Consider the following 26,717-nt stretch of genomic DNA (forward strand, 5'->3'; position numbering starts at 1 on the left):
GAAGATCAAGGGGTTGGCAGGCGGTGTTGATGTGATGGGCCAAGATTTTCACCGCGCCGCAGCGGGGTGACGCGCAGGTCGGTCGTGGCAAAGGCGCGGGCCAGGATGGGAAGGGCCTTTTGCGGTTCGGCATCGCCGCACATGAAGATGTCGAAGGCGCCGTAGCCGATTTCCGGCCATGTGTGCACCGAGATGTGGCTTTCGGCCAGAACCGCGATGCCGGTGATGCCTTGCGGGGAAAAGCGGTGGGTGTGCAGGTGCAAGATGGTGGCGCCGCAGGCATCGGCGCAGTCGCGCAGGGCCTGCTGGATGCGCTGTTCGTCGTCCAGCCCGCTGCCGCCCAGCAGATCGATGATCAGGTGGGTGCCGGCGAAAAGCGCGCCGCCTTCGAGGCGGAAGTGATCGGGCCGCGGATCGGCGGGAGGGCTGTCCTTCATGCGGTTCTTGTAGCATGAAAAAGGGGCGCAGGAAGACCCCGCGCCCAAGGAAGAGGTCTGGCAGGGCAGGGATTTACCCTTGCCAGAACATGCGACGCGCCTCCCTTTGGGCTGAGCGCCGATCCAGTCCCACGTCTTTGAGCAAGTGGTCGTCCAGCTGGCCGAGGGCCTTTCGGGTTCGGCGATGCTGGGCCCATTTGGCAGTGACCACGGCAACGCGAAGGGCAAATGTCGTCAGCGGCGGCAGGGGATGGGCCGCATCGAGGAAGGACAGCGCGTCACGCGTTGCGATGTGTGACATGGGAAACTCCTGTTAATTGTATTGACACAAGTTGTACGTATTGGGTACAAATTGGGATACACTGGCAATTGTACCGGGTCGAGAGAATAATTGTGATGGATACAATTTCACGTCTTTATGATTTGCAGACGGCTGGTCCGAAATATCGCGCGGTCGCCGAGGCGATCCGCGGGGCGATTGATGGCGGCAGTCTGGGGCAGGGTGACAAGCTGCCACCGGTGCGGGATCTGGCCTGGACGCTCAAGATCACGCCGGGGACGGTGGCGCGGGCCTATACCATCCTGACCGACGAGGGGGTGTTGGAGGCCTCGGTGGGGCGCGGCACCTTTGTGGCACAGCGCCGCCGCGCCCGCTCAGGGGTGTCCTGGCCGGCCAATCATACTGCGCAAGATACCGACCAGGTGAGGCTTTTCACGCCGCGCATTCCCGATGTCGGGCAGGTTGCGATGCTGCATGATGCCTTTGCCCGGCTGGCCGGACGGCCGCCCGAGGATCTGTTGAACTATCCCAGCGCCCAGGCCTTTGCTCCGGCGCGGCAGGCGGTTCTGCGCTGGCTTGAGGGGGCGGTTCTGGGGCATGTGGCCAACGAGGATATCGTTCTGAGCCATGGCGGCCAGTCGGCGATTTCGCTGGTGATGCAGGCGGTTCTGGAAGGGCCCCGCCCGGTGGTCATGGTCGAGGAGCTGAGCTATCCCGGGTTTCGCCGCGCGGCCGAGCTGCTGCGCGCCGAAGTGGTCGCGGTTCCGATGGACGGGCAGGGGATTGTACCAACCGCGCTGGAGGAAATCGCGCAGCGGCACAAGGCGCAGCTGCTTTGTACCAGTCCCGAAGTGCACAATCCGACCGGGATCTGCACCCCCGAGGCGCGGCGCGAGCAGATTGCGGATGTGGCGCGGCGCAACGGGTTCCACGTGCTTGAGGACGATTGTTACCGGTTGGGCATGGCGCGGGCGCCGTCGTACCGGGCCTTGTTGCCGGACCAGGGCTGGCACGTGTCGTCCTTTTCGAAATGCCTGACGCCGTCGCTGCGGGTGGGCTTTGCCGTGGCGCCGCAAAGCCGGCGGGCCGACCTGCGCCGCACGGCGGAACACGGGTTCTTTGGCCTGGCCCTGCCTTTGGCGCATCTGACCCAGGACATCCTGACCCGGGACGAAACCTATGGTCTGATGGACAAGGTGCGCGAGGCCTTTGGCGCCTATGTGCGGATCGCGGTGAACACCCTTGGCGGGTATGATCTGCGCTGGCACGAGGATGTGCCCTTTCTGTGGCTGACCCTGCCGGATGGCTGGCGCGCCAGCACCTTTGTCCAGACCGCCGAGGCCGAAGGCGTACAGCTTCGCAATGCCGATGAATTCGCGCTGCGGGATGGGCAGGCCCCGCATGCGGTGCGGCTGGCGATCAACGCGCATGTGTCGCACGCCAGTTTCGAGGCGGCGATGCAGCGCCTGCGCCATCTGCTGGATCATCCGCCCGAACGCATCGCGGTATGAACGCCGGGGCGTTGCCGGGCGCAGCGTGATGGCTGACTCGGGGCGGCGGCTTGGAAATTGCGCGAAAACATGAGGTATTCTGATACCGTAATTTCAAGTCATTGTTTTGCAATGAAAAATCCGGAAAAGTCGCGCTTGACTGTGGGTTTGGCGTCTATATAACCCGCCCATCGGAATTTGGGGGCGTGCCGCTGGGCGCGGCTCTTCTCCAACGAAAAACGGATATACCCATGAAAACCTTCTCTGCGACTCCGGCAGACATCGAGAAGAAATGGATCCTGATCGACGCCGAGGGCGTTGTTCTGGGCCGTCTTGCCTCGATCGTTGCCATGCGTCTGCGCGGCAAGCACAAGCCGTCGTTCACCCCCCACATGGATTGTGGTGACAATGTCATCATCATCAATGCGGACAAGATCCAGATGACCGGTAACAAGCGCGATGAGCACTTTTACTGGCACACCGGCCACCCCGGTGGCATCAAATCCCGCACCAAGCAGCAGATCCTCGAGGGTGCACACCCCGAGCGCGTCGTGGTGCAGGCGGTCAAGCGCATGCTGCCGGGCAACCGTCTGTCGCGCCAGATCATGACCAACCTGCGCGTCTATGCAGGCGCCGAGCATCCGCACGAGGCACAGTCGCCCGAAGTGCTGGACGTCAAGTCGATGAACAAGAAAAACACGCGGGTGTAATCATGGCTGATCAGATCAATTCTCTGGAAGAGCTGGGCGAAGCCGCAGGCACCGTTGCCGCTGCTCCCGTCCTCGAAGCCCCGCGCGAGCCCGTCCGTGACGAGCTGGGCCGGTCCTATGCAACCGGCAAGCGCAAAGATGCGGTTGCCCGCGTCTGGATCAAGCCGGGTTCCGGCAAGGTCACCGTCAACGGCAAAGAGATGAGCAAGTATTTTGCCCGTCCCGTGCTGCAGATGATCCTGCGCCAGCCCTTCACCGTCGCCGGTGTCGAAGACCAGTTCGACGTCTTCGCAACCGTCAAGGGCGGTGGTCTGTCCGGTCAGGCCGGTGCGGTCAAGCACGGTGTCTCCAAGGCGCTGCAGCTGTACGATCCCAGCCTGCGCGGCGCGCTGAAGGCTGCTGGCTTCCTGACCCGCGACAGCCGCGTGGTGGAACGCAAGAAGTTCGGTAAGCGCAAGGCACGCCGTTCCTTCCAGTTCTCGAAGCGTTAAACCTTCGCCATACGATTTGCAAAAACCCGCCTTTCACAGGCGGGTTTTTCGCGTTAAGGGGGCATCATGCTGGATGTTTCGATCAAGGATGCGGGCCGCCTGGCCCGGGTGGTCAGCGGGCAGGTCGATCCGGCCCGGCTGACCCTGTTTTCCACGATGAAGAACGAGATGGGCTTTTTGCCCGCCTTCCTGGCGCATTACCGCAGCATCGGGTTCGAACAGTTCCTGATCTGGGATGACGCCAGCACGGACGGCACCTTTGAACATCTTAGTGCCCAGTCCGATTGCATTGTCATGCGCTCGGATCTGGGGTTCGGGCAAGAGCTGCGCTTTACCGACCCCGAGGGCAGGACCCGGGTGGAACGGGCCGGCACCTATTTCAAGATCGCGCTGCCGCATCTGTTCTTTGACAATGCCTTTGTCGCCTATGTCGATGCGGATGAATTCCTGATCCTGCCGCCGGGCGTCACTTCGGTTGCTCAGGTGGTTGACCGGTTGCGCGACGATGGGGCATTTGCCGCCGTTGCCTCGGTGGTCGAGTTTTTCCCGCGCGGGGTGCAGGGGCTGAAAGGCGAATTGCCGGACAGTTTCCAAGGGCTGATCGCCGCCTATCCGCATTTCCAGGCCGAGGCGCTGGTGGATCTGACGCCCGGCGCGCTGCGGCCCCGGCTGATGGGCCAGTCAAAGACCGCGCATCTTTATGCGCAGTACAATGTGACGCCGCCGCTGATCCGGCGCGGGTGGCACAAGATCTGGATGCCGGCGCGGGTGCGGCGCGACCAGCAAAGCCAGACCTCGCCCCGGCACAAGACGCCGCTGATCCTGCGCAGCGCCGATTGCCACCAGGTCGGCAGCCACAACGCCAGCAAACCGCCGTCTTCGACTGTGCTGCTGACGCTGGCGCATTTCGTCTTTACCGCGCAATTCGCGGACAAGATCACGCGCGCGATCACGCAGGGCGCCCATGCCCATGGCGCGCGCAAGTACCACGGCTATGCGCAGTTGCTAAAGGCGATGGAGGGGCGGGACGACGGCTTTCTCGACGCGCAAAGCGTTCGCTATCAAGGGCCCCAGCAGTTGATCGACCTTGGCCTTATGCGCTGGTAGGCCCGAAGGTATAGCCAAAGGTTTCGATCTCTTTTTCGTACAGCCGCCCGACCGTGTCCCGCAGCTCGGGCGTGTAGAAGGACAGCGGATCGGCCTTCTTGCCGGACTTGGGGCGGTGATTGCCCTTGGCGCGCGGCAGCCAGCCGTCAAAGGGAATGTTCAGGCGGGCGCAGGCGGCGGTCAGGCCGGGCACTAGGTCTTCGAACCGGACCACCTCATCGGCGATGATTTCATTGTCGATGGTGTAAAGCGGCCAGTTGTCGTGATAGCGCACGCGCACGATATCGCCCAGAGAATCCCCGCGTTCTATGGCGGCAACAAACTCAGCGAAATCAGGGGGATTCGCGCTGTTCTTGATGCGCCAGAAGTAATCCGAAACGGTCTTGGTCCAGGGGTTCCGCACGACGCAGAACTTGGAATATTCGGCCCATTCGCGGGGAAATTCGCGGGCGATGCTGCTGGCATAGGAATGCTGCGGCTGCGGTTCATCCAGTTTGTCGCGGTAGTATTGCAGCGCCAGTTTCTTTATCGCGTGCTGGCGGGCCTTTTCGCTGCCCAGCCCCCATAGCGCCAGGCGTTTGCTGGTGTCCTGAAACAGCGGCTGGGTTTTCAGCTGATCCCTGGCGGCCTGCGTCACGCGCTGCGGGATGGCGATGCCTTCGGCCATGGTTTCGCTGAGCGCCGACAGCATCAGGTCATCAGGGCCCAGATCGCGCGCCAGCGACACGCTGATCGAACTGCCGGCGGTCTTGCGGCAATGCAGAAAGATATAGCGGTGCTTGTGGCTGATGATCACGGGCAGGGCCCCCTTGCTGTCAGGTCAGATGGCGCGCCGAAGGCCAGAGCGTTGCGATCTGCGGCAGGCGCGCCGCGACAGCGGTGTAAACCGGCGCATAGTGATTGGCAATCTCGGCGGCAAGGCTGTCGGGGATTCCGCTGCCCTTTTCGCGGGCGTTCACCAGATGCGCCCCGGCCTTGGCGTCGACCGGCACATCGGCAAAGCGCGCCAGCGCGGTGATGCCATCGGGGGTGAACAATTCCTCGAACAGGCAGATATGCGTGTCTTCGGGGGCAAAGACCTGCTCGATGGCCTGCAACGTGCGGTCATATCGGCTGCGCGCGGCGGCCTCGTCGCTGGCGTAGAACTGGCGCAGCGGCGCTTCGTTGTCCTTTGCGGCGGGCAGGCGGCCCTTGGCCATTTCCATGCGCAGGTGCGAGCGCAGCCGATCGACCGGATCGCGCATGGAAAACAGCACCTTGACGGTTGCGCCGCGCGCTTCCATCCCCCGTTTGATGCGGGTCAGAAGGTCAGGCCCAAGCGCCGCATAAGACGGGGTGATGTCGCCGCTGCGCAGGATTCCGGGGGCGGTCAGCAAACCGTCGAAATAGTCGAAATAGGCGGTGTCGTCACCTTGCAGGCGCCAGCGCAGATGCGGCACCGGTTCGGCGGCCCCGACCGCGCGTTTGATCCGCGCGCGCAGCTTTTGCGCTGCGCCGGGTTCCGGCACCCGGTAGCGGGCGAAAACCCCGCCCAGCCGGTGTTCCCAGACCTGATACTCCCCCAAACGCCCGAAATCCGACCCCGATTGCCCTGCCAGGTAGGCCTGTATCCACGATGAGCCGCATTTCTGCCCTCCAAGCCCCAGGAAAAACGTCTTGTCCATGCTCACTTGTCCTCGGGCAGCAGGCCCAGCCCGCGCAGGTAGATCCCGATGCCCGTTTCCAGAAGATCCTCGGGCGGAAAGGGCGATTGCGTGCCGGGCGAATTGCGCGCGAACAATTCGACCACGCCATGGCTGAGCGCCCAGATATGCGCCGAAAACATCGCCGGCGGCGGACGCTTTTCGGGGGGGATGTGCTGGGACAATTCGGCCGCGGCCTTTTCCAGGACGCCGCGCGCGCGCGCCGACACCAGCGCCAGGTCGGGCGAATGGTTCACCGATATGCCGCTTTCGAACATGGCGATGTAGTGGCCGGGGTATTTGCGCGCAAAGGCCAGGTAGGCGCGGCCCGTCGCCTCGAAGGCGGCCAGGGCCGAGGGCTGGCCCTTTTGATAGGCATAGTCCATCACGTCGGCAAAGATTTCATAGCCTTGGCGCGCGGCCTCGGCGATCAGGTCCTCGCGGCCGGCGAAATGGCGATAGACCGCCGCCGGGGTGACGCCCGCCTGCTTGGCCGCCTCTGACAGGGTAAAGCCGGTGGGGCCCTTTTCCCGGATCAGTTCAAGGGCGGAATCCACCAGGGCCTGCCGCAGGTTGCCGTGGTGATAGCCGCGCTTTTTAGGCATTCCAGATATCCGGACCGCCGCAGATCGCCGCATCGGGCTGGCCGATGGCCTTGGGGTCCTTGCGGTCGTAGTCCAGCGTGCTCAGCACATGGCGGATCGCCTCGATCCGGGCGCGGCGCTTGTCGTCCGAGCGCACGATGGTCCAGGGCGCCGAGGCGGTGTGGCTGCGGGTCAGGGTTTCCTCGATCGCCTGGCTGTAGGCGTCCCAGCGCGACAGGCCCTCGACGTCGATCCAGCTGAGTTTCCATTGCTTTAGCGGGTCTTTTTCACGTTCCAGAAAGCGCCGCAGCTGTTCGGCGCGCCCGACGTTCAGCCAGAACTTGAACAGGTGGATGCCTTCGTCCACCAGCATCTTTTCAAAGTCGGGAACCTGGGCAAAGAAATGTTCGCGCTGCGCGTCATCGCAAAAGCCAAAGACCTTTTCGACCACGCCGCGGTTGTACCAGGACCGGTCAAAGAACACGATCTCGCCGCCCGAGGGCAGGTGGTCGATGTAGCGCTGGAAATACCACTGCGTCGCCTCAAGCTCGGAGGGTTTCGACAGCGCCACGACCCGCGCCCCCCGAGGATTGAGGTTTTCCTGGAACCGCTTGATCGTGCCGCCTTTTCCGGCGGCATCGCGGCCTTCGAACACGCAGGCGATGCGCGCGCCGGTTTCGCGCGCCCAGGTCTGCATCTTGACCAGTTCGATCTGCATTGCCTGCATCTGCTTGTCATAGGCCTTGCGCTTCAGCTCTTCGCTGTAGGGATAGCTGGTGGACAGGATGTCGTTGTTGTCGGCCCGCTTGATGGCATCGCGCAGCGATTGCGGGGCGTCATTGTCGAAAAAGGCGCTGATGGCGCCATCAAACGGAAGGGTCATGGTGGCCTCGTGGATGGGTGAACGCACTATGGAATGTTAAGGGCGTTAACGCAATTGCGCGCGGATCGCGGCGCGGTGGATCGCCTCGATCACGGCGCCGGGGCGGTTGTGATGGGGCATGTGGCCGACGCCTTCAAGCAGCGTCAGATGGGCATTGGGCAGGCGCTGGGACATCGGCACCGCATGGATATGGGCGCCCACGGTGGTGTCGGCATCGCCGTGCACCAGTTCGATCGGCATGCTCAGCGCGTCGTAACGTTGCGACAGCGCGGTCATTTCCGCCAGCAGTCCGGCCCGTTGCAGGGCATTGGCCCGCAGGCTGGCGCGGCGCAGGGTCAGCGCGACGCCAAAGTGTTCTGCATATCCGGCCGGTTCGGATTGCGGCAGGAACACCTCTTCGACATTGCGCTGCACGACGCTTTCGGGGACCCAGGCAGTCAGCAGCGGGATCACCAGCGGACCCAGCCAGGGGTGCGACAGCAGCTGGTAATAGGTCGAAAGCGGTGTGTCCCAGGGGTAGGCGGGCGACGACACCAGCACCAGCGCGGCGGTCTGATCGGGGTGGTTGACGCCCCAGGCCAGCGCGACGGCGCCGCCATAGGACTGGCCCATGACGATGGGCCGCTTGGCGCCCAGCTGCCGCGCTGCGCGCGCCAACAGCGCCGCCTGCTGGTCGATGGTGGCGCCCAGGCCGTTCAGCCTGTCGGTATAGCCCAGGCCCGGCCGGTCAAAGGCGATCACCCGGTAATCCTGCGCCAGGCGGTCCATCAGGCCAAAGGTCATGTCCCGCAGGTTGCCGCTGGAGCCGTGGATCAACACCAGGTCGGGGCCGCTGCCCTGGATCTTGAAATGCACCCGCTTGCCGTCGACCTCAAGGAAATCGCCTGACGGGGGGTATTCGCGGGCGGCCGCGGCCTCGTGGCGCTGCGCGCGCCACAGGGTCAGCCCGGCAAGGACGACCAGAACGACAAGCAGAGCAAGACCCAGTTTGAGCACGCCCTAGTCCAGCCCGATGCGCGCCAGATCGAAAGGCGTGGTCTGGTAGATTTCGTTGATCCAGTTGCCATAAAGCAGGTGGGCATGGCTGCGCCAGCGGTTCTGCGGCCTTTGGCTGGGGTCGTTGGCCGGATAGTAATTGGCCGGAATGTTGATCGGCGTGCCTTCGGCAACGTCGCGGTCATATTCCTGCTTCAGCGTGTCGCTGTCATATTCGAAGTGGTTGAAGATATAGAGCGCGCGGTGCGCCGGATCTTCGACAAGGCAGGGGCCGGTTTCGGTGCTGTCGATCAGGATCGGCAGCCCGGCGGCCTGGATTTCCTCGCGCCGCAGTTCGGTCCAGCGCGACACGGGGATCACCATGTCGTCGGAAAACCCGCGCAGATAGGGCGAAGCGGGGGCCAGGTTCTGGTGCCGGACACAGCCAAAGGCCTTGTGCGGCAGGTCGTATTTGCGGACCCCGTGGAAATGGTTGATCATCGCCATGCCGCCCCAGCACACGCCAAAGGTGGAATGCACATGGCTTTGGGTCCAGTCAAAGACCTGGCTGATTTCGTCCCAATAGGTCACCTGCTCAAAGGGCAGGTGTTCGATGGGGGCGCCGGTGATGATCAGCCCGTCGAATTTTTCGCCGCTTTCGGCCACCTCGCAGAAGGGGCGGTAAAAGTTTTCCATGTGGTCGGCGGCGGTGTTCTTGGCGGTGTGATCGCTCATCCGGATCAGCGACAGTTCGATCTGCAACGGGGTTGCGCCGATCAGCCGGGCAAACTGGTTTTCCGTCTGGATCTTTTTCGGCATCAGGTTCAACAGGCCGATCCGCAGCGGGCGGATGTCCTGGCGGGCTGCCTGTTCTTCGGCCATGACCATGACGCCTTCGCGCTGAAGCACGGCAAAGGCTGGCAGGTCGGACGGCAGTTTGATCGGCATGTCTGATGGTCTCCGTTTGAAGTCAGAGAGATAGGGCATCGCGCAGCCCCGGACAAGGTGCCCGGATCAGGCGCGGGCCTTGGCCTGGCTGCGGGCCGCGGGCAGGGCGCGGGCGATGATCTCGGCGAAATCCGCCTGATCGCGCACCGCGGCCATGTCCGAGGCATCGACCGTGATCCCCCAGCGCCGCGCCATCGCCTGGTACAGCGGCTGGCGGTGGGCCAGCGCCTGGGCATAGGTCCAGCGGATGAAATCATCGGGGTCGACCTCGGCCTCGGGGCAGCCGTGCTGATCCAGATAGTCGGTCCAGGTCCGCGTCAGGAAATCGGGGCGATAGGCCATGGGTTTGGGCGCCTCGTCAAAGCGGCGGACCAATTCGCGGGTATGGGCGTCGCTGCCCTTGATCCAGACCATCAGGGCGCTGCGGGACAGGGCGGTCAGGATCGGGTCGTTGTCATCCTCGGGGTTGACCCATTCGCAGATGCTGCCGCCGGTGTCGCAGACGAAATGCGGATAGCCATAAAGGTCCTGCGCGCGCCCGATGAAATGTTCGGTGTCCAGCAGGGCGGCGCGTTCAGCCTGTTCGAACTGGGCCTGGCGGCGGCGGTATTCGTCGATCGGCAGCCCGCCCTTGGCCGGATCGCCCGGTTTGCCCAGGTAGGCGGACAGCGGCGACAGGTTGTCAAAGGTGATGTTCGATCCGATGTAGATCGAATCCGACATCAGCAGATCGCGCAGAAAGGGCACCTTCATCGCCTCGCGCTTGGCGTTGTCGGCGATCAGTTCGCCCATGTAGCGGGTGCCGATGCGGTAATCTATCGAATAGTGGAACCACTCACCCGACTTGCGCAGCAGTTTCGAGACATGGGATTTTCCCAGCCCCGACATGGCGAACAGGACCACACGTTTGTGCGCGGCGCGGCGCCAGCTGTCTGCAGAGTCGTAAAGCATGCCTGCTCCCTCGGGCAATGTGTCGGGCATGGATTACGCGCGGCGGCGGGCCGCGTCAAACCCTGTTGCGCCGGAACGCGCGCCCGTCCAGCACCACCAGCCCCAGCGCCAGCAGGGCAAAACCGCCATAGGCCTGGGGGGCCAGCGCCTCGTTGCGGACAAGGGCGCCCAGCACGATGGCGACGGGCGGGATCAGCAGCGTGACCAGCATCAGGTTGCCGGCGCCCGCCATCGCCAGCACCCGGTAATACAGCAGGTAGGCCAGCGCCGTGGCGATCACCGCGTAATACAGGATGCCGGCCCAGGTGGCGGGGGCCAGCGCCAGGTTCGGCACGCCTTCCAGCGTCAGGGCCAGCGGGATCATCACCAGCGTCGAGCAGGTCAGCATCCCCACCGCGGCGACCACGGGCGGCAAAGGCGACAGCCGCTTGCGGGCCCAGGCCCCGGCGCAGGCATACGAGAATGTTCCAGCAATCACGGCCAGTTGCGCCGTGGAGGTGATGTTGAAGCTGAGCAAGGCCGCCGGCCCGATCGCCAGCAACACGCCGCCAAACCCAAGGCCCACGCCGACCAGCTTGCGCGCGCTCAGGCGTTCGTCGGCAAAGACGGCGGCGGCCACCAGCACGCCAAAGATCGCCGTCGTCGCATTCAGGATCGAGGTCAGCCCGCTGGGGATGTGCAGCTGTCCCCAGGCCATCAGCGAAAACGGAATGACATTGTTCAACACGCCCATGACCAACAGGCTGCCCCAGATCGCCGCGCCGCGCGGCAGGCTGTGGCCGCGCACCAGGACAAAGGCCCATAACAGCAGCGCCGCCAGCCCGCAGCGCAGCAGCACCGAGGTCAGCGGGCCGATTTCGTCCAGCGCCGTGCGGATCGCCAGAAAGGCCCCGCCCCAGATCAGGCCCAGCAGGAACAGTTCGGCCCAGGCGCGGGGGGAAAGGGATGTCTGTGTCATGGCTGGCAGTCTGCCCCGTCAACGGCCGCCCCGCGATCCGTATCCTGCGCTTTTGGCAAAGAAAAATGCGCGAAGGTTGCCCTTCGCGCATTGTTGGTCCTGGTGTGGCCGCCGATCAGAACGACGCGGTATAGGCCATGCCGAACCCGATGGCCGAGTTGCCTTCGAACTTGGTGCCAGAGGCGTCCTTGGCATCGCCCAGCTTGACGTATTCCATGCCGATGCGCAGCTTGTGGGCGCCTTCGGTGAACTGCGCGCCAACGCCGAACGAGGTGCGGCCGTCGGTCGGGGACAGGCGCGATGCGACCTCGCCGTCCGAGGCTTCGTAACCGATCTGGGCGAAGGCCGAATAGTTGTCGTTGAACTTCTTGCCCAGGCCGACGCGATAGGTGATCACGTCATTGGCAAAGCCGGTCACGGCGGTGCCGGTGACGGATTCATACCCCGGGGTGCGGACTTCCCACTTGGACCATTCGGTCCATTTCACGCCACCGAACAGCAAGGTGCCCTCGGCGATGCCGGTCTGGAAATCCAGCGCCACCGATTGCGGCATCTCGACCTCGGTTTCGCTGTTGCCGGGAATGCCGAAGAAGGGCAGCGATTCGGTGGTGTCGAACTTGTGCGTGACCTTGCTTTCCCAGGTCAGGCCGACGCGCAGCGCGATGTCGGGGATTTCATAGGCGGCGCCCACGACAAAACCCCAATCGCCGCGCTGTTCACCCTGCGCGGTATACTGGAACGACCCGGCCGGGGCGGCGGCCACGGCCGCGCCATAGGCGTTGGTCTGCGCCAGCTGCGTCTGCAGCGTCACAAGCCGCGGATCGGTCGCCGGGGCGCCCGCGTTCTGCAGTTGGGTGATGCCGGCCTGGATCTGGCTTTGGGTTTCGGCCACGCGCACAGCGGTGCTGGCGCGGATCATCTGGTCGGGGATCACGATGTCAGCCGAGCTGAGCACATAGCGCAAGCCGCCAAAGACGGAAAAGCGGTCGCCGATCTTGTATTTCAGCACCGCAGCGGTCTGCTTGCTGGTCCAGTCGGCGCTGAGCCCGGTGTAGAACCCCGAGGTATAGGATGCACCAGCGCCGTAGGGCTGGTTGTGGTACAGGCCAAAGGCGAGCTTGTCGGACAGGTCATTCTTGTAGGCAAAGCTGAAGGTGCCGTAGGAATTGGCCATGTTGCCGGTGTCGCCACCGCCCGTCGCGGCGGTGTATTTGCCCGAAACGCGCGGCGTGACCAGCGCGTGGCCCAGGGTCATCTGCGTGCCGGGCTGGAACATCAGCCCGTAGTCGATGACCGACCGTTCAATGCCGCCCGAGATTGCAGTTGTTGCGGTCAGGGTCAGCGCGGCTGCCCCGAAAAGTGTCTTGTTCATCTGTCCCTCATCCCTCGTGTGGGAAGTCCCGTTAACACCCCGTGAGCGGGGGTGGTCTCCTGCTGGCAGGCTATTGGCGACAGGTCGTTCCGGTCAATCTTTGACGGTACGTCAGCTTGACGCAATGCAACGCTGCGTCACGTTTTTGTAACAGGCAGTTTTCGCGTCTCGTGCAGGATATTGAGGTAATTCGAGCCGAAAATGATCACGGCACCCACGAAAACCCAAGGATCAAGCGCTTCTTGGTAGACCGCCATGCCGACCACCGCGATCACCGGAAGCCGGGCAAAGTCGATCGGCATGACGACTGTGGCAGGGGCCAGCGACAGCGCCGTGGTCAGGCAGAAATGCGCCACCAGCCCGGCGCAGGAAATGACGATGACCCAGGGCCAGTTTTCGGCCGAGGGCAGGGCGATGTCGCCGTCGTACCCGGCGCAAAGCAGGCCGAAACAGGCCTGCAACGCCGTCAACCAGAACAGGATCTGGGTGATCGGCTCTGTCCGGGTCAGTCGGCGGGTGAAAACCGCCGATCCGGCAAAGCCGATTGCGGCCAGGGCGGCGGTCACCAAACCGATGTGAAAGGTGTCGGGGCTGGGGCGCGTGACGATCAGGATGCCGATGAACCCGGCGACGGCGGCCAGCGCGCGGCTGGGGGTCAGCCGTTCGCCCAGGATCAGCGGGCTCATCAGCATGACCCACAGCGGCAGGGTGAATTCCAGCGCAAAGACCTGCGCCAGCGGGATCACGGTGATCGAGTAGAACCACAGGTTCTGGCCCGAGAAATGAAAGATGTTGCGCAGGAAGTGCCAGCCCATCTTGCGCACGCCGATCTGCCGGCGGGTTCCGGCCAGGCTGGAAACCGTCAGAACGATGGCGATGCCGATCAGCGATCGGTACAGCATGATTTCAAAGGTATCGAGATCCAGGCTGACCGCGCGCCCGGCGATGGCCATGAAGGTAAAGGATACGATCGTGCCGATCATCCACAAGGACGCGCGCAAGGTCTGATGCATGATCTGTCCACTCCCCCCAAAGCCCCCTAGGCAGTGGCAGAGCCGGGACGGATTGGCAAGGCCGCGCTGTCAGCCGGTCTCGCGCAGGGGGGCGCGGGATGGCGCGGTGGCCTCGCGGTCCGCCTGCCAGGGGTCTGCGCGCACGGCGGCGGGCAGCGGGGCAAGCGGCGCGGGAAAGCGGATCGCCAGCCACAGATCCAGCCCCGCCAGCAGCAGCGCCACACGGTTCGGAGCGGCGATGTAAAGCGGGCGCCAATCCGGGCCAAAGCTGTTCTTGAAACGGGCCAGCCCTTCGGCGCCGCTGGCAAAACGCGCCAGGCGCGGATTGGGCAGGGCGGCCAGGCTGAGTTCGGTGCGGCCGGTCAGGCGGGCGTGTTCGATCATCGCCGCCACCACCGCATGCATGGTGCCCGAAGGCGCGCCGGGGACATGGCGCATCAGGTCCAGCGACAGCGCGCCGGGGGTCTGCACGGCGGTGGCAAAGGCCAGCATGCGGCCCTCGGCAAAGGCGGCAAAGATCGGTTTGTCGGCCAGGAACTCGGGGCAAAAGCGCCCCATGGTCAACCCGCGTTCACCGCCATGCGCCGCCGCCCAAAGCGCGTTGATCCGGGCCATTTCGGCCCAGTCGGGGCGGGTCAGGCGGCGGATCTCGACGCCGGATTTTTCCGCCTTGCGGATCGAGCGGCGCAACTGGCGGTGGCAGGCACCGTCCAGGCTGAAGCCCTGCGGGTTCAGCACGGCCTCTTGCGCGACGGGGGCGACATGCCATCCGGCGCGGCGCAGGGCGGCAGCATCGCGGGCCTCGACCTTGTACAGGCAGGCCAGCCGGTTCTGCGCGCGGGCCATGGCGCGCAGGTCCGGCAACAGCGGCGCCAGATCGCCATGGGTCGGCCCCAGGAAGAGCGTCAGGGTCTGCGGGCTGCGCAGCAGGCAGGCGGCGCCGGTATCGGTGCGCAGGCCAAGCGCATCGGCCTGCGCGGCGATGGCGTGTTCGGCCCTGCGCCCGGACAGCGGCGCGGGCAGTGCCGGATCGGGGGCGGACCGGTCAGGCTGCGCAACCATGGCATAGGCGGCCCCGACCAGACAGGGCAGCGCATAGTAACTGGCGCGATAGGCCAGAAGCGAGGCGGCCAGCAGTTCGATGTCGACATGCGGGATCAACCCGGTCATGGCCAGCTCGAACGGGCCGATGCCGCCAGGCGTTCCGGCAACCAGCCCGGCCCCCAGCGCCAGCATGTAGACCGCCAGAACCGGCAGGAAGGACAGCCCCAGATCGGGCGGCAACAGAACGTACAGCGCCAGCGCGGCAAAGCCCATGTCGCAAAACGACAGCGCCAGCAGCTGCGCGGCCGCCGGAAGGCTGGGCAAGGTCAGGCTGCGCCCCAGCAACCGCAACCGCGGAAAGCGCAGCAGCGCCGCGCCCCCGGCCAGCAGCGCCAGCGGCAGGCTGAGCAGCACCAGCAGGGGATGGCCGGACAACACGGGCAAGGCAAAGACCAGCGCCAGCACCGCCCAGGCCGCAAGAAAGGTCAGCGTCACAAAGGCGGTCAGTTGCAGGATGCGCCCATGCCCCAGCCCCGGCATCAGACGCCAGCGCACCGAGGCGCCCACCGCCGGGCCCATGCCGATCACCTGGCCAAGCGCGATCGCCGACGCCCCGGACCGGCGCGCCACGTGATCGCGGGTGCCAGTGCCGAAATGGCGGTGCGCGATCAGATCGTATTGCGCCAGCGCCCAGAAACTGCCGCCAGTCAGCAGCGCGGCCGCGATCCAGCGCGGCGCGGGGATGTCGGCAAAGGCCCTGCGCACCGCGTGCCAATCCAGCGTCCCCCCCTTTTGCCAGAGCAGCCAAAGACACAGGCCCCCCAGCACAAGAGGAAGAACGCGGCGCAGCTGCGCCGCCTGTTGGACAAGCATTGAAAAGGCCACCGATATCTCCCGCCAAATCGTTCAGGGACGTTAGCCGCAGCGCTACTGCGCCGGGGTTAACGTTTCGATTTGGAACTAAAGATATGAAAGCACAGGGTTAATGGCGCATCAGGCCAGGCGGGGCCCGGCCCTGGCCCTTGCCACGAAAAAAGGCGCCCGGTCGGGGCGCCTTGATCCGTCTTGCCGGTTGGCAGGCGGTCTTAGTGTTCCTGGACGATCTGGCCCTTGGCGGCGATCATCAGCTCGGCGCGCTTGGCGCGGATCTGGTCGGCGGTCGCCTTGTCGCCAAGGTCGGCGGCAACCTTGCGCACCACGTCCTCGTGGCCGGCCTCTTCGAAATCGGCGCGCACGACCTCTTTGGCATAGGCCTGTGCGTCATCGCCGGACTTGCCCAGCAGTTCTGCGGCCCAAAGGCCAAGCAGCTTGTTGCACCGGGCTTCGGCCTTGAACTTCATTTCCTCGTCATGGGCAAACTTGTTCTCGAAGGCGCTTTCACGATCGTCGAAGGTGGACATGGGCAGGCTCCCTGCGGAAAGTTTCGTGTTCCCCTTGGATATGCCGCCCCCTGCGCCCGGACGCAAGCACAACTCGCAAGGCTGCGGCATCCCGTGCCGCTTGCGGCGATGCGGCCCTTGGAGTATGGGAAGGCTATCGCGCGGAACTCCGCGCGCTTTTCTATTATGAGGGCCCCCCATGGCACGTCGCAAGAAAATCTATGAAGGCAAGGCCAAGACACTGTACGAAGGCCCCGAGCCGGGCACCATCGTGCAGTACTTCAAGGACGATGCGACCGCTTTCAACGCCGAAAAGAAGGCGACGATCGAGGGCAAGGGCGTGTTGAACAACCTGCTGTCGGAATTCTTCATGACGGGCCTGAACACCGTGGGGGTGCCGACGCACTTTCTGAAACGGTTGAACATGCGCGAACAGCTGGTGCGCGCCTGCGAGATCATCCCGCTGGAAATCATCGTGCGCAACTATGCCGCCGGGTCGATGTCCAAACGTCTGGGCATCGAAGAGGGCACGCAACTGCCGCGCCCGATCGTCGAATACTGCTACAAGGATGACAAGCTGGGCGATCCGCTGGTCACCGAGGAACATATCGCCGCCTTTGGCTGGGCCTCGCAGCACGACATGGACGACATCGTGGCGCTGGCGCTGCGGGTCAACGATTTCATGTCCGGCCTGATGTTCGGCGTGGGGATCAAGCTGATCGACTTCAAGATCGAGATCGGCCGCGTCTATGACGGCGATTTCCAGCGCCTGATCGTGGCCGACGAAATCAGCCCCGACAGCTGCCGCCTGTGGGACATCGAGACCGGTCAAAAGCTGGACAAGGACGTGTTCCGCCGCGATCTGGGGTCGCTGACCGACGCCTATACCGAAGTGGCCAAGCGCCTGGGCGTGATGCCCAAACAGGCGACCCACCCGACCAAGCCGACGCTGATCAACTGAAAGCCCCGCTTGGTTTGACCATTCAAGGGCGGTGCCGCAAAGGGCCGCCCTTTTTCATTGGATATGGCGACCAACCGGGCGCATGTCTCAATCCCTGCTTGAACCGGGGCAGGGCGCGGCAATCCTGCCTCCCGTCAGCCCAATTCCCTGCGCAGCCATTCGGCGCGTTCGATATGGGTGCGGGCGATTTGCAGTTTCCCGGCCAGCCGGGCCTTTTTGTCGGCCGAGCTGGCGGCGGCGATTTCCGCCTCGAGCGCGGCTTGCTTGGCGCGCAGCTTTTGCAGCACCTTTTCGACGTGGCGCGGCTTGATCTTGCTGGCTTTGCCGACTTCGAGGCGCGCGTTGTAGTCTTCGACCTTGGCGGCCAGTTTCTTCAGTCCCATCTGGTGCTCCTGATCGTGCAAGCGGGGCATCCCCGGGTGTGTTTTCTGGTGTGCGTCATGGTGTCCCCGCGTCCGACCGGGCCGGCGCCTGTGGCGCGGCGCCGGTCATGGCCTCCTTGAGTTCCTCTTCGTCCAGAGACAGCAGGCGTTCGACCTCGGCCAGGGCGCTGTCGCGTTCAATGTAAAGGCCGCGCGCCGCTTTGATCAGATCACGCATGGCGCCATAGGCATAGGCGGAATCGTTCATGAACGAGGTCGCCGCAGCGGGGGTCAGATCGCCCTTGCGGATTAGCGCATCAACGCGCCGGGCGGTCGATCGGGCGTCCTCTTCGATGCGGGCGCGTTCCTGATCCAGCCACAGCGCGCTGCGGTCTTCGGGATCGGCCAGGCCAAGTTTGCGGATCTCGATGGCGATCCGGGCGATTTCGGTGCGCAATTCGTCATAAAGCCGGGTCGTCGCCCCCTGCGGGCGGACGGTATAGCGCAGGATGTTCTTGCGCAGGTGCTTGATGGATTTCACCGCCTGCACGATGTTGCTGGCCACGTCGCGCAGCACATAGATGCGTTCGGCGATGTCCGGCGACACCTGTTTGTTGCCGGCGCGGGCGCTGAATTCGACGATGCCGGAATACAGCGTCTTGACCCGGTTTTCGTAGCCTTCGTTCAGGTCCAGGTCCAGCGGGCGGCGGCTTTGGCGGACCAGGGCGGCCACGTCCCGGGCGGCAAAGACCTGGTCGCGGTGCAGGTTCAGCCCGTGCAGGATCAGCTCGGCGGCGTTGTCGTACAGGTGCGCGACCTCCTTGCGCAGGGCCAGTTCGAGCGTCTGGGGAAATTCGTCGACCGCCTCGTTCAGGTAGCGCGGGCGGCTGATGTCGGGTTGCGGTTCGGGAATGCGGGTTTCCAGAAAGCTGATCAGCCGGGTCAGAAAGGGCAGCATCAGCCCCACGCCCAGCAGGTTGAAGATGGTGTGAAAGACCGCCAGCTTCAGCGCGAAATCCGCCGGGGCGATGCCGGCCAGGGCGCTGATCCAGTCCACCGCCTCGCGCAGGGGGGCGATGAACAGCAGCGCCACGATGGCCGTGACCATGTTGAAGACAAGATGCGCCAGCGCCAGCCGCCGACCTTGAAAGTTGGCGCCAAGCGCGCCGATCACGGCGGTGATCGTCGTGCCGATATTCGCGCCGATCGCCAGCGCCAGCGCGTTTTCATAGCTGATCTGCCCGGCCGCCAGCGCCGTCAGGATCAGCACCATGGTGGCATGGCTGGACTGCATGACCACCGTGGCGGCGGTGCCGATCAGCGTATAGACCACCAGCCCCAACAGCCCCGACAGGGCAAAGCGCGTCAGGTCGATCTGGTCCTTGAAGGCGTCAAAGCCCTCTTTCATGTAGTGGATGCCCAGGAACAGGAACCCCAGCCCGGCCAGCGCATAGCCAAGGCCGCGCAGCGGCTTGGATTTCTGGAACACCAGGATGACGCTGACCGCGATCATCGGCATGGCATAGGCGGCGATATTGACCTTCAGGCCCAGCCCGGCCACCAGCCAGGCGCCGGTGGTGGTGCCGATATTGGCGCCAAAGATGATCCCGACACCGCCGATCAGTGAAATCAACCCTGCGCTGAGAAACGATATGGTGACGATCGAGACCAGCGAACTGGATTGCAAAAGCGTCGTCGATGCGATGCCAAAGGCGATCGCCCGCGGGGTCGAGGCCGTGGCCCGTTGCAGCACCCGCTCCAGCGTGCCGCCGCCGAACAGCTTGAAGCCGTCCTCGAGCATCAGCATCCCGAACAGGAAGATCGCGACCCCGGCCGCGATTTCCTGCGCGTCCGGGCTGAACCAGAAGGCCAGCAAAAGCGCGCTGATCGCGGCGGGCAGGTAATAACGCTTCATGCGGGCGGGCCTGCCGGGGTGGCCGATCGCTGATCCGGGCCGTTTGCCTGCCCGGTGGCTGTGCTGCACGTCATGTCGCGGCCTCCCTGCGTCGCGTTGCAATTTTGGACCATATCGCAATTTGCCGGGCCTTTGTTGATATGGCTCAGTTTGCCCCCCGGAACAGCTGCGATGATGGCCGCGACATTCACGCAGATATCCTGGGGGGGACCCGTGCCATGTTGCGAACCGAAAACCTGGAACGCGCGGTTCAGCGCAACCGAGACGAATTGTTCCGCTTTGGAACCGCGCTGATCTTTATCGTCGGCATCATGCTGTTCACCATCGTGCGTACCGATGGCGGCATCGACGGCATCCTGCTGGTCGCGGCGGCGATGATCGGCGGCTACATGGCGATGAACATCGGGGCCAACGACGTGGCCAACAACGTCGGGCCGGCGGTGGGATCGCATGCCATCACCCTGACCGGCGCCATCGTCATCGCCGCCTTTTTCGAGGCAGGCGGCGCGCTGGTCGCGGGCGGCGACGTGGTGGGCACCATCAAAAGCGGGATCATCGACCCCGATCTGGTCGCCGACCGCGACACCTTTGTCTGGCTGATGATCGCGGCGCTGCTGGCGGCGGCGGTCTGGCTGAACTTTGCCACGGTTGTCGGCGCGCCGGTCTCGACCACCCACTCCATCGTCGGAGGCGTTCTGGGCGCGGGCATCGCGGCGGCGGGCTGGGACATTGCCGATTGGTCCGTGGTGGGCCAGATCGCGGCCAGCTGGGTCATCTCGCCGGTGATGGGCGGGCTGATCGCGGCGGGGTTCCTGTATGTCATCAAGCGCAAGATCACCTATCAGCGCGACGTGCTGGCGGCCGCCAACCGGGTGGTGCCGGTGCTGGTGGCGGTCATGGCCTGGGCCTTTGCGACCTACCTGATGCTCAAGGGGCTCAAGAAGATCGTCGCGATCTCCTTTCCCGGGGCGCTGCTGATCGGGCTGGTGGTGGCTGGCGCCGTTTACGTCATCATGCGCCCCTATATCCGGCGAAGCACGGCGCAGCTGGAAAACCACAAGTCCAGCGTCAATGACCTGTTCACCGTGCCGCTGATCTTTGCCGCGGCGCTGCTGAGCTTTGCACATGGCGCCAATGACGTGGCCAATGCGGTCGGCCCGCTGGCCGGGATCAACGAAGCGATCACCCAGGGCGGCATTTCCACCAAGGCCGGCATCCCGATCTGGGTCATGGCGGTGGGGGCCGTGGGCATATCGCTGGGGCTTGCGCTTTATGGGCCCAAGCTGATCCGGACCGTGGGCAGCGAGATCACCGAACTGGACAAGATGCGCGCCTTTTGCATCGCCATGGCGGCGGCGATCACGGTGATCATCGCCTCGCAACTGGGGTTGCCGGTCAGCTCGACCCATATCGCCGTTGGCGGTGTCTTTGGCGTCGGGTTCCTGCGTGAATACATCAAGTCCAGCTATGCGCGCATGCTGGACGACATCCGTCTGCACCACGCCGAAAAGGACCCCGAGGCAATCGCCAGCTTTCTGGACCGGTTCGAGGCCGCCGATGTGGCCGCCAAGGGCGAGATGTTGCGCCAGATGAAGGCCCAGAGCGCCTCGGACCGTCTGCTGGGCAAACAAGAGCGGCGCGGGCTGGGGCGGGTGCACCGGGTCGAGCTGGTCAAGCGCACGCTGCTGCTGCGCATCGCGGCGGCCTGGATCATCACGGTGCCGATCGCGGCGGTGCTTGCGGCGGTCTTCTTCTTCATGCTGCGCGGGATGCTGCTGCCGTGATCCCCGGCGCGGGGCCGGGACCGGTTCAGGGGCAGGGGGGGGCTATGGAATTCTTTACTTGGCGGCTGGTGGGCGCCGGGTCTAGGCTGGGGCATTGATCTTGCCCATTGAGGACAGTGCCATGCGCCGCGCGATTTTCGTCGTTTCCCTGGTTGTAACCTGCCTGACCGGCCCCGCAGCCCAGGCTCAGGCCCCGGCGCAGTTCGATCCGGATGATTTCGGCAAGATCGTCATCCAGCCGCGCCAGTCGGCGGGCGGCGGCGGAGGCAGCGGCTTTGTGCTGGAACAGGCCTTTGGCGATTACCAGAACGAGCCGATCATCGAATACGGCGAAAACAGCCCCGCGGTGCGGCTGGGGCGGCCCATCGGGCGGCTGGACACGCTTTATGCCAATGGCCAGACCGGGTTCTGCACCGCTTTCATCGTCGATGACAAACACATCGTCACCAACCACCACTGCATTCCGGGCATGGACGGCGATCCGTCGGGCGCGGACAGCGGCATTCAGGCGGCGCAATTCGTGGCGGGTTACATCCAGCCGGGGCGCTCGGCAGGGGTGGACAAATACTCGGTCTCGCCGCAGATCGTCGAAACCAACCGCGGGCTGGATTACACCGTGCTGCGGGTCTTCGGGAATCCGTCCGAGAAATACGGCATCATGGAGCTGGCCGCCGCCGACCCCGAAGATGCCGAGTTTCTGTGGATCATCGGCCACCCGCAGGGCCAGTCCCAGCACATCAGCCGCGAAGGCTGTGCGGCGGCCTCGCCGGCGATCTCGGAAGAGGGCAAGCTGATCCACAGCTGCGACACGCTTCAGGGCAACTCCGGCTCTCCGGTCATCCGGATCAGCGACAAGCGGGTGATCGGGCTGCATCACGCCGGCGACAACCGCACCGGGTTCAACATGGCGATCCCGATGACGCGCATCCTGGCGCAAAGCAAGGTGCTGCACTCGGCCCTGCCGGTTGCCGGTGCGGTGGTCGCGGCGGCGCCCGCCCCCGCGCCGCAGCTCAAGGCACCCGAAACCGCCGCGCCGCGCCTTGCCGCCCTGCCTGAAACCAGCGCCTGCGATGCGCTGTGGTCCGAGGCCAAGCAACTGGGCTGCGGCGGCTACGAGGCCTACCTGTCGCAATGCGCCAGCCACACCTTTTCAGTGATGGCCAAGGTCATGGCGAAACGCGAATGCGCGGCGGCGGCGGCCCCGTTGGTCGATCCGGCGACACTGGCGCAACCGATCCCGGTTCCCGGCACCCCCGGCGCGATCCGCGTCGCGCAGGATGGCAGCGGCGATTTCACCGATCTGGCGCAGGCGGTGGCCGGGGCAAAGCCCGGCGCCCGGATCGAGGTTTTCCCCGGCACCTACACCACCGGGCTGGACATCAGCCAACCCGTCGAGATCGTCGGCGTCGGCAACCGCGCCGACATCCGGCTGGAGGTGGCCAATGACAACATCATCAGCTGGCAGGCCGACAAGGGGCTGATCAAGGGGCTGACCCTGCGCCAGACGGGCGGCGACTATTTCGGCATCGACGTGCTGGCCGGCTCGGTCGTGATCGAGGACAACGACATCAGCTCGCAGGGGCTGTCGGGGGTGGTGCTGCGCAGCAATGTCGGCGCCGTGGTACGCCGCAACGAAATCCACGGCGGCAAAGAAGGCGGGATCTTCGTCTTTGACAACGGCAAGGGCGAGATCCTGGAAAACGTCCTTTATGGCAACACCTATGCCGGGATCGAATTGCGCGACGGCGGCGAGGCGCTGATCAAGGACAACACCATCCGCGATGGCCAGGGGCAGGGGATTTTCGTCAACACCGGCGGCAAGGGCCAGATCGAGGACAACGTGATCCATGGCAACCGCCTTGTCGGGATTTCGCTGGACGGCTCCAAGAACCCGGTGATCAAGGGCAACGTGATCCGCGACGGCCTGGAAGGCGGCATTCTGGCCGCCGGTCACGCACTGGCCCGGATCGAGGGCAACACCCTGTACGGCAACGCCTATTCCGCGATCGAAATCCGCACCGAGGCAGACCCCTGGATCAAGGGCAACACCATCCGCGACGGCAAGCAAAGCGGCATCTTCGTGCTGGATAACGGCCGCGGCATGATCGAGAACAACGACATCTACCGCAACGCCTTTTCCGGCATCGCGGTACAGGCCAAGGGCGCGCCCATCGTGCGCGGCAACCGCATCACCCGCAACGGCCAATTCGGTGTCGAGATCCTCGAAGGCGGCGGCGGCGGGTATGAAAACAACGACCTGACAGGCAACGACCGCGCGGCGTTTTTCATCGACAAGGCCGCAGGCACCCTTAGCCGGCGTGGAAATAAAGAGTAGGCCAATGCGCCCGATCAGCGCCCCGGGCTGATTCCCGCTTGCATTTTGCGCCTTGATAGGGTTCCACCGCGCTCAGGATTTGGCCTTGGACACCGCAGGTGGCGTCAGGGCCGATGGACGCGGTTGACGCAGATCGAAAGGATGGGGCGACATGAAAGCTCGGGTACATGTGATGCTGAAGAACGGGGTTCTCGATCCGCAGGGCGAAGCCGTGCGCCACGCGCTGGGGGCCCTTGGCTTTGCCGGCGTCGAAGGCGTGCGCCAAGGCAAGGTGATCGAGCTGGACCTGGCCGAGGGCACCACCGAAGACACCGTCAAGGACATGTGTGAAAAGCTGCTCGCCAATACGGTGATCGAAAGCTACACGATCGAGCTTGGCTGATGGGCGCCGCGCGGCTGACCGTCACGGGCCAGCGGCCCGGCGGCCGGACCTGGCTGGACGATCCGGCGCTGCCCCCGGGGCGCGCCCTGCCGCATCTGCCGGGCGCTCCGGCAACCGCCCTTGACCCTGCCGCGCCGCCATCGGTGGCCGTCATCCCCGATTTTGCGAACTGAAGGAACAGCCCCATGAAAGCTGCCGTCATCGTCTTCCCCGGATCGAACTGTGACCGTGATCTCAAGCGCGCCTATGAACAGGCGGGCCTGCAGGTGCAGATGGTCTGGCACAAGGACACCGTGCTGCCCAAGGTCGACATCGTCGGCATTCCGGGCGGCTTTTCCTTTGGCGATTACCTGCGCTGCGGCGCCATCGCCGCCAATGCCCCGATCTGCCAGGAAGTCGCGGCCCACGCGCAGCGCGGCGGGTATGTCTTTGGCGTGTGCAACGGCTTTCAGGTGCTGACCGAAACCGGGCTGCTGCCCGGCGCGCTGCTGCGCAACGCGGGTTTGAAATACATCTGCCGCACCGTCGGCCTGCGGGTCGACCAGACCGACAGCGTCTTTACCGAAGCCTACACCAAGGGCGAAGAGATCAACATCCCGATCGCCCACCACGACGGCAACTACTATGCCGACAGCGACACGCTGGACCGGCTCGAGGGCGAAGGCCGCGTCGCCTTTCGCTACACCGACAACCCCAACGGCTCGGCCCGCGACATCGCCGGCATCCTGTCGGAAAACCGCCGGGTTCTGGGTATGATGCCGCACCCCGAACGTGCGTCGGAATCCGCCCATGGCAACAGCGATGGTGCGCGCCTTTTCGCTCATTTGACCAAGGCTTTGAGCGAAGCGTGACTTGAGCAAGGGCAGGCGGGGGCCTATCCTGCCTGCCATGGCGCAAAGCAAACCTGTTCCCAGATCCCCGCGGCCCGACGGCCGCCGCTCGGCCCCGCTGTCATGGCGGGTGCGGATGGCTTTGGGCGTTCTGCTGGTCGCGGCAATCGCCACGGTCTGGATCACCAACCGGCTGCTGGCGGACCGCTTCACCGAAACCACCCGCAACCGCGCCGAACTGCGCCTGGCGCTGTATTCCGGCAACCTGATTTCCGAACTGCGCCGCAACGCCATCGTGCCGCAGCTTCTGGCGCGTGACCCGGCGCTGATCGGGGCGCTGAACGCCGGGGAATATACCCAAAGCTCGCAGCGGCTGATCTCGTTCGTCGATGAAATCGGCGCGGCCTCGTTGATGCTGCTGGACGGGGACGGGCGCACCGTCGCCGCCACCGACCGCAACCGTCTGGGCGAAACCCACCGCACCCTTGGCTATTTCGTCGAGGCGCTGCGCTCGAACACCACGGTGTTCACCGTCATCGAACGCGAGGCGGGCGGCTTTCGCTTTACCTATTCGCGCCGCGTCGAAAGCCAGAACCAGGCCATCGGCGTGATCGTGGTCGAGGTCGACCTGGCCAAGTTCGAACGCGCCTGGGCCGGGATTTCCGACGCGGTGATGGTCACCGACAGCCAGGGCCGCATCATCCTGGCGACCGAGCCGCGCTGGCGCGGGCTGACCACCCCCGAGGCGCTGCAACGCCAGCCGCCCGACGGGGCCATCGAACGGGCGATCCGCGCCACCTCGGACTGGACCAACACCGAGGCCGACGCCTACCTGTCCGGCGAGGCGGTGATGCGCATCGACGGACGCATTCCGTTCCGCGGCTGGACGCTGACCACCTTTACCACCTATGCCTCGGTGCGCGAACGGGTGAACGCGGTGCTGGCGCTGGAAATCATGGGCTTTGCCATCCTTGCCGCGCTGGCCTTTTACGCCCTGTCCCGGAAAACCGCGCTCAGAATGGCGCTTTTCCAGCGCGAAAGCGCGGAGCTTCGTGCACTGAACGCCCGATTGCAGGCAGAAATGGCCGAACGCGAAAGGGTGCAGGAAAACCTTGCCGTGGCCGAACAATCGCTGGCCCAAAGCTCGAAACTGGCCGCGCTGGGGGAAATGTCCGCCGCCGTCAGCCACGAACTGAACCAGCCCCTGGCCGCGATGAAGACCTATCTGGCCGGCGCGCGCCTGTTGCTGCGCCGCAACCGCCCCGACGAGGCGCTGACCGCCTTTCACCGCATCGACGATTTGATCGAACGCATGGGCGCCATCACCCGCCAGCTGAAATCCTATGCCCGCAAGGGGCAGGAAACGCTCAGCCCGGTGGACATGGCCGACGCGCTGGCCACCAGCCTGTCGATGATGGAACCCCAGCTGAAATCGCGCCGGGTCAAGATTTCGCGGATTTTGCCGGATGAACCTGTTAAGGTGATGGGCGACCGGATGCGCATCGAACAGGTTCTGGTCAACCTCTTGCGCAACGCGCTGGACGCCACCAAGTCAGTGGATGACCCGCAGATCGAGATCATTCTGGCGGCAGGGGAGACTGCAACCCTGTCGGTGCGCGACAATGGCCACGGGATCGAAAACCTCGAGTCCCTGTTCGAGCCGTTCTACACCACCAAGCAACCCGGCGACGGCGTGGGGCTTGGACTGGCGATCTCATCGGGGATCGTGACCGACCTTGGCGGGCGGCTTACCGCCCGCAACAGCGAACGCGGCGGCGCTGTCTTCGAAGTACAGCTGCCCATCTTGAACGAAACCGCCCAGGCGGCGGAATAAGGAAGAAAAG

27 protein-coding genes are annotated in these 26,717 nt (G+C 64.7%); 11 read left to right on the plus strand and 16 right to left on the minus strand.

Features of this window, described 5'->3' with window-relative positions; genetic code table 11:
* Positions 1 to 5: 5 nt before the first annotated feature.
* Together speD and QF118_RS11965 are read right to left on the minus strand one after the other, a co-directional pair.
* Positions 6 to 437: an adenosylmethionine decarboxylase gene (gene speD / locus QF118_RS11960; protein WP_282299285.1), complete on the minus strand. Its 432-nt coding sequence runs from the start codon at positions 435 to 437 to the stop codon at positions 6 to 8.
* A 73-nt stretch (positions 438 to 510) separates the two neighbouring features.
* Positions 511 to 738: a DUF1127 domain-containing protein gene (locus QF118_RS11965; RefSeq protein WP_282299286.1), complete on the minus strand. Its 228-nt coding sequence runs from the start codon at positions 736 to 738 to the stop codon at positions 511 to 513.
* A gap of 95 nt (positions 739 to 833) precedes the next feature.
* Between QF118_RS11965 and QF118_RS11970 the strand changes: the two genes are divergently transcribed.
* The 4 genes from QF118_RS11970 to QF118_RS11985 all read left to right on the plus strand — a co-directional run bounded on the left by QF118_RS11970 (position 834) and on the right by QF118_RS11985 (position 4,515).
* Positions 834 to 2,228, plus strand: coding sequence for an aminotransferase-like domain-containing protein (locus QF118_RS11970; protein WP_282299287.1), 1,395 nt, complete (start codon positions 834 to 836; stop codon positions 2,226 to 2,228).
* Between the two features lie 230 nt (positions 2,229 to 2,458).
* Positions 2,459 to 2,917: a 50S ribosomal protein L13 gene (gene rplM, locus QF118_RS11975; protein ID WP_282299288.1), complete on the plus strand. Its 459-nt coding sequence runs from the start codon at positions 2,459 to 2,461 to the stop codon at positions 2,915 to 2,917.
* A 2-nt stretch (positions 2,918 to 2,919) separates the two neighbouring features.
* Entirely contained in the window at positions 2,920 to 3,408 is a 489-nt protein-coding gene (gene rpsI / locus QF118_RS11980) for a 30S ribosomal protein S9 (RefSeq protein ID WP_282299289.1), read from the plus strand.
* 66 nt (positions 3,409 to 3,474) lie between these two features.
* A complete protein-coding gene (locus QF118_RS11985; protein WP_282299290.1) occupies positions 3,475 to 4,515 on the plus strand; it encodes a glycosyltransferase family 2 protein in 1,041 nt (346 codons plus the stop codon).
* Here QF118_RS11985 and QF118_RS11990 read toward each other — a convergent pair.
* The 12 genes from QF118_RS11990 to QF118_RS12045 all read right to left on the minus strand — a co-directional run bounded on the left by QF118_RS11990 (position 4,502) and on the right by QF118_RS12045 (position 16,325).
* A complete protein-coding gene (locus QF118_RS11990; protein ID WP_282299291.1) occupies positions 4,502 to 5,311 on the minus strand; it encodes a sulfotransferase family 2 domain-containing protein in 810 nt (269 codons plus the stop codon). The two genes, QF118_RS11985 and QF118_RS11990, sit on opposite strands and share 14 nt — an antisense overlap.
* Positions 5,312 to 5,330: 19 nt before the next feature.
* A complete protein-coding gene (locus QF118_RS11995) occupies positions 5,331 to 6,179 on the minus strand; it encodes a sulfotransferase family protein (RefSeq protein ID WP_282299292.1) in 849 nt (282 codons plus the stop codon).
* A gap of 2 nt (positions 6,180 to 6,181) precedes the next feature.
* Positions 6,182 to 6,802: a TetR/AcrR family transcriptional regulator gene (locus QF118_RS12000; protein ID WP_282299293.1), complete on the minus strand. Its 621-nt coding sequence runs from the start codon at positions 6,800 to 6,802 to the stop codon at positions 6,182 to 6,184.
* A complete protein-coding gene (gene ppk2 / locus QF118_RS12005; protein ID WP_282299294.1) occupies positions 6,795 to 7,664 on the minus strand; it encodes a polyphosphate kinase 2 in 870 nt (289 codons plus the stop codon). Before ppk2 ends, QF118_RS12000 begins: the two co-directional genes overlap by 8 nt.
* Positions 7,665 to 7,709: 45 nt before the next feature.
* Positions 7,710 to 8,660 carry an alpha/beta fold hydrolase gene (locus QF118_RS12010; RefSeq protein ID WP_317133877.1) on the minus strand — a complete coding sequence of 317 codons (951 nt, stop codon included), beginning with the start codon at positions 8,658 to 8,660 and terminating at the stop codon, positions 7,710 to 7,712.
* A 3-nt stretch (positions 8,661 to 8,663) separates the two neighbouring features.
* The gene (locus tag QF118_RS12015; RefSeq protein WP_282299295.1) at positions 8,664 to 9,587 is read right to left on the minus strand and encodes a homoserine O-succinyltransferase; all 924 of its coding nucleotides are present in this window, start codon (positions 9,585 to 9,587) and stop codon (positions 8,664 to 8,666) included.
* A 66-nt stretch (positions 9,588 to 9,653) separates the two neighbouring features.
* The gene (locus tag QF118_RS12020; protein WP_282302473.1) at positions 9,654 to 10,538 is read right to left on the minus strand and encodes an ATPase; all 885 of its coding nucleotides are present in this window, start codon (positions 10,536 to 10,538) and stop codon (positions 9,654 to 9,656) included.
* Positions 10,539 to 10,593: 55 nt separating this feature from the next.
* Positions 10,594 to 11,496 (minus strand): DMT family transporter, encoded by a 903-nt coding sequence (locus tag QF118_RS12025; protein ID WP_282299296.1) that lies wholly within the window; start codon positions 11,494 to 11,496, stop codon positions 10,594 to 10,596.
* A 115-nt stretch (positions 11,497 to 11,611) separates the two neighbouring features.
* The gene (locus QF118_RS12030) at positions 11,612 to 12,868 is read right to left on the minus strand and encodes an OmpP1/FadL family transporter (protein WP_282299297.1); all 1,257 of its coding nucleotides are present in this window, start codon (positions 12,866 to 12,868) and stop codon (positions 11,612 to 11,614) included.
* A gap of 137 nt (positions 12,869 to 13,005) precedes the next feature.
* The gene (locus tag QF118_RS12035) at positions 13,006 to 13,881 is read right to left on the minus strand and encodes a DMT family transporter (protein WP_282299298.1); all 876 of its coding nucleotides are present in this window, start codon (positions 13,879 to 13,881) and stop codon (positions 13,006 to 13,008) included.
* 69 nt (positions 13,882 to 13,950) lie between these two features.
* Positions 13,951 to 15,798, minus strand: a complete 1,848-nt coding sequence (locus QF118_RS12040) for a phosphatidylglycerol lysyltransferase domain-containing protein (RefSeq protein WP_282299299.1) — start codon at positions 15,796 to 15,798, stop codon at positions 13,951 to 13,953.
* A 212-nt stretch (positions 15,799 to 16,010) separates the two neighbouring features.
* The gene (locus QF118_RS12045) at positions 16,011 to 16,325 is read right to left on the minus strand and encodes a DUF1476 domain-containing protein (protein WP_282299300.1); all 315 of its coding nucleotides are present in this window, start codon (positions 16,323 to 16,325) and stop codon (positions 16,011 to 16,013) included.
* Between the two features lie 178 nt (positions 16,326 to 16,503).
* On the opposite strand from QF118_RS12045, the gene purC reads away from it, so the two are divergent.
* Positions 16,504 to 17,265, plus strand: a complete 762-nt coding sequence (purC, locus tag QF118_RS12050; protein ID WP_282299301.1) for a phosphoribosylaminoimidazolesuccinocarboxamide synthase — start codon at positions 16,504 to 16,506, stop codon at positions 17,263 to 17,265.
* Between the two features lie 134 nt (positions 17,266 to 17,399).
* On the opposite strand, the gene QF118_RS12055 is transcribed toward purC, so the two are convergent.
* Positions 17,400 to 17,648, minus strand: a complete 249-nt coding sequence (locus tag QF118_RS12055; protein ID WP_282299302.1) for a hypothetical protein — start codon at positions 17,646 to 17,648, stop codon at positions 17,400 to 17,402.
* Positions 17,649 to 17,703: 55 nt separating this feature from the next.
* Complete coding sequence (locus tag QF118_RS12060) at positions 17,704 to 19,542, minus strand: Na/Pi cotransporter family protein (RefSeq protein ID WP_282299303.1); 1,839 nt, start codon at positions 19,540 to 19,542, stop codon at positions 17,704 to 17,706.
* A 218-nt stretch (positions 19,543 to 19,760) separates the two neighbouring features.
* On the opposite strand from QF118_RS12060, the gene QF118_RS12065 reads away from it, so the two are divergent.
* The 6 genes from QF118_RS12065 (at position 19,761) to QF118_RS12090 (ending at position 26,707) form a co-directional block, all read left to right on the plus strand.
* A complete protein-coding gene (locus tag QF118_RS12065; RefSeq protein ID WP_282299304.1) occupies positions 19,761 to 21,326 on the plus strand; it encodes an inorganic phosphate transporter in 1,566 nt (521 codons plus the stop codon).
* A gap of 121 nt (positions 21,327 to 21,447) precedes the next feature.
* Positions 21,448 to 23,661: a right-handed parallel beta-helix repeat-containing protein gene (locus QF118_RS12070; protein ID WP_282299305.1), complete on the plus strand. Its 2,214-nt coding sequence runs from the start codon at positions 21,448 to 21,450 to the stop codon at positions 23,659 to 23,661.
* Between the two features lie 151 nt (positions 23,662 to 23,812).
* A complete protein-coding gene (gene purS, locus QF118_RS12075; protein ID WP_282299306.1) occupies positions 23,813 to 24,043 on the plus strand; it encodes a phosphoribosylformylglycinamidine synthase subunit PurS in 231 nt (76 codons plus the stop codon).
* Entirely contained in the window at positions 24,043 to 24,216 is a 174-nt protein-coding gene (locus QF118_RS12080) for a hypothetical protein (protein ID WP_282299307.1), read from the plus strand. Before purS ends, QF118_RS12080 begins: the two co-directional genes overlap by 1 nt.
* A gap of 12 nt (positions 24,217 to 24,228) precedes the next feature.
* Positions 24,229 to 24,894 carry a phosphoribosylformylglycinamidine synthase subunit PurQ gene (purQ, locus tag QF118_RS12085; protein WP_282299308.1) on the plus strand — a complete coding sequence of 222 codons (666 nt, stop codon included), beginning with the start codon at positions 24,229 to 24,231 and terminating at the stop codon, positions 24,892 to 24,894.
* 37 nt (positions 24,895 to 24,931) lie between these two features.
* Positions 24,932 to 26,707, plus strand: a complete 1,776-nt coding sequence (locus QF118_RS12090; RefSeq protein ID WP_394357057.1) for a sensor histidine kinase — start codon at positions 24,932 to 24,934, stop codon at positions 26,705 to 26,707.
* Positions 26,708 to 26,717: the final 10 nt, after the last annotated feature.

The organism is Tropicibacter oceani, from assembly GCF_029958925.1.
In the GTDB taxonomy this organism is placed as follows: Bacteria; Pseudomonadota; Alphaproteobacteria; order Rhodobacterales; family Rhodobacteraceae; genus Pacificoceanicola; species Pacificoceanicola oceani.

What these genes read in the sequence shown, in the direction of transcription:
- speD (WP_282299285.1), bottom strand. Translation starts at nt 437, where the DNA reads ATGAAGGACAGCCCTCCCGCCGATCCGCGGCCCGATCACTTCCGCCTC.
- QF118_RS11965 (WP_282299286.1), bottom strand. Translation starts at nt 738, where the DNA reads ATGTCACACATCGCAACGCGTGACGCGCTGTCCTTCCTCGATGCGGCC.
- QF118_RS11970 (WP_282299287.1), top strand. Translation starts at nt 834, where the DNA reads ATGGATACAATTTCACGTCTTTATGATTTGCAGACGGCTGGTCCGAAA.
- rplM (WP_282299288.1), top strand. Translation starts at nt 2,459, where the DNA reads ATGAAAACCTTCTCTGCGACTCCGGCAGACATCGAGAAGAAATGGATC.
- rpsI (WP_282299289.1), top strand. Translation starts at nt 2,920, where the DNA reads ATGGCTGATCAGATCAATTCTCTGGAAGAGCTGGGCGAAGCCGCAGGC.
- QF118_RS11985 (WP_282299290.1), top strand. Translation starts at nt 3,475, where the DNA reads ATGCTGGATGTTTCGATCAAGGATGCGGGCCGCCTGGCCCGGGTGGTC.
- QF118_RS11995 (WP_282299292.1), bottom strand. Translation starts at nt 6,179, where the DNA reads ATGGACAAGACGTTTTTCCTGGGGCTTGGAGGGCAGAAATGCGGCTCA.
- QF118_RS12000 (WP_282299293.1), bottom strand. Translation starts at nt 6,802, where the DNA reads ATGCCTAAAAAGCGCGGCTATCACCACGGCAACCTGCGGCAGGCCCTG.
- ppk2 (WP_282299294.1), bottom strand. Translation starts at nt 7,664, where the DNA reads ATGACCCTTCCGTTTGATGGCGCCATCAGCGCCTTTTTCGACAATGAC.
- QF118_RS12015 (WP_282299295.1), bottom strand. Translation starts at nt 9,587, where the DNA reads ATGCCGATCAAACTGCCGTCCGACCTGCCAGCCTTTGCCGTGCTTCAG.
- QF118_RS12020 (WP_282302473.1), bottom strand. Translation starts at nt 10,538, where the DNA reads ATGCTTTACGACTCTGCAGACAGCTGGCGCCGCGCCGCGCACAAACGT.
- QF118_RS12025 (WP_282299296.1), bottom strand. Translation starts at nt 11,496, where the DNA reads ATGACACAGACATCCCTTTCCCCCCGCGCCTGGGCCGAACTGTTCCTG.
- QF118_RS12030 (WP_282299297.1), bottom strand. Translation starts at nt 12,868, where the DNA reads ATGAACAAGACACTTTTCGGGGCAGCCGCGCTGACCCTGACCGCAACA.
- QF118_RS12035 (WP_282299298.1), bottom strand. Translation starts at nt 13,881, where the DNA reads ATGCATCAGACCTTGCGCGCGTCCTTGTGGATGATCGGCACGATCGTA.
- QF118_RS12040 (WP_282299299.1), bottom strand. Translation starts at nt 15,798, where the DNA reads ATGCTTGTCCAACAGGCGGCGCAGCTGCGCCGCGTTCTTCCTCTTGTG.
- QF118_RS12045 (WP_282299300.1), bottom strand. Translation starts at nt 16,325, where the DNA reads ATGTCCACCTTCGACGATCGTGAAAGCGCCTTCGAGAACAAGTTTGCC.
- purC (WP_282299301.1), top strand. Translation starts at nt 16,504, where the DNA reads ATGGCACGTCGCAAGAAAATCTATGAAGGCAAGGCCAAGACACTGTAC.
- QF118_RS12055 (WP_282299302.1), bottom strand. Translation starts at nt 17,648, where the DNA reads ATGGGACTGAAGAAACTGGCCGCCAAGGTCGAAGACTACAACGCGCGC.
- QF118_RS12060 (WP_282299303.1), bottom strand. Translation starts at nt 19,542, where the DNA reads ATGAAGCGTTATTACCTGCCCGCCGCGATCAGCGCGCTTTTGCTGGCC.
- QF118_RS12065 (WP_282299304.1), top strand. Translation starts at nt 19,761, where the DNA reads ATGTTGCGAACCGAAAACCTGGAACGCGCGGTTCAGCGCAACCGAGAC.
- QF118_RS12070 (WP_282299305.1), top strand. Translation starts at nt 21,448, where the DNA reads ATGCGCCGCGCGATTTTCGTCGTTTCCCTGGTTGTAACCTGCCTGACC.
- purS (WP_282299306.1), top strand. Translation starts at nt 23,813, where the DNA reads ATGAAAGCTCGGGTACATGTGATGCTGAAGAACGGGGTTCTCGATCCG.
- QF118_RS12080 (WP_282299307.1), top strand. Translation starts at nt 24,043, where the DNA reads ATGGGCGCCGCGCGGCTGACCGTCACGGGCCAGCGGCCCGGCGGCCGG.
- purQ (WP_282299308.1), top strand. Translation starts at nt 24,229, where the DNA reads ATGAAAGCTGCCGTCATCGTCTTCCCCGGATCGAACTGTGACCGTGAT.
- QF118_RS12090 (WP_394357057.1), top strand. Translation starts at nt 24,932, where the DNA reads ATGGCGCAAAGCAAACCTGTTCCCAGATCCCCGCGGCCCGACGGCCGC.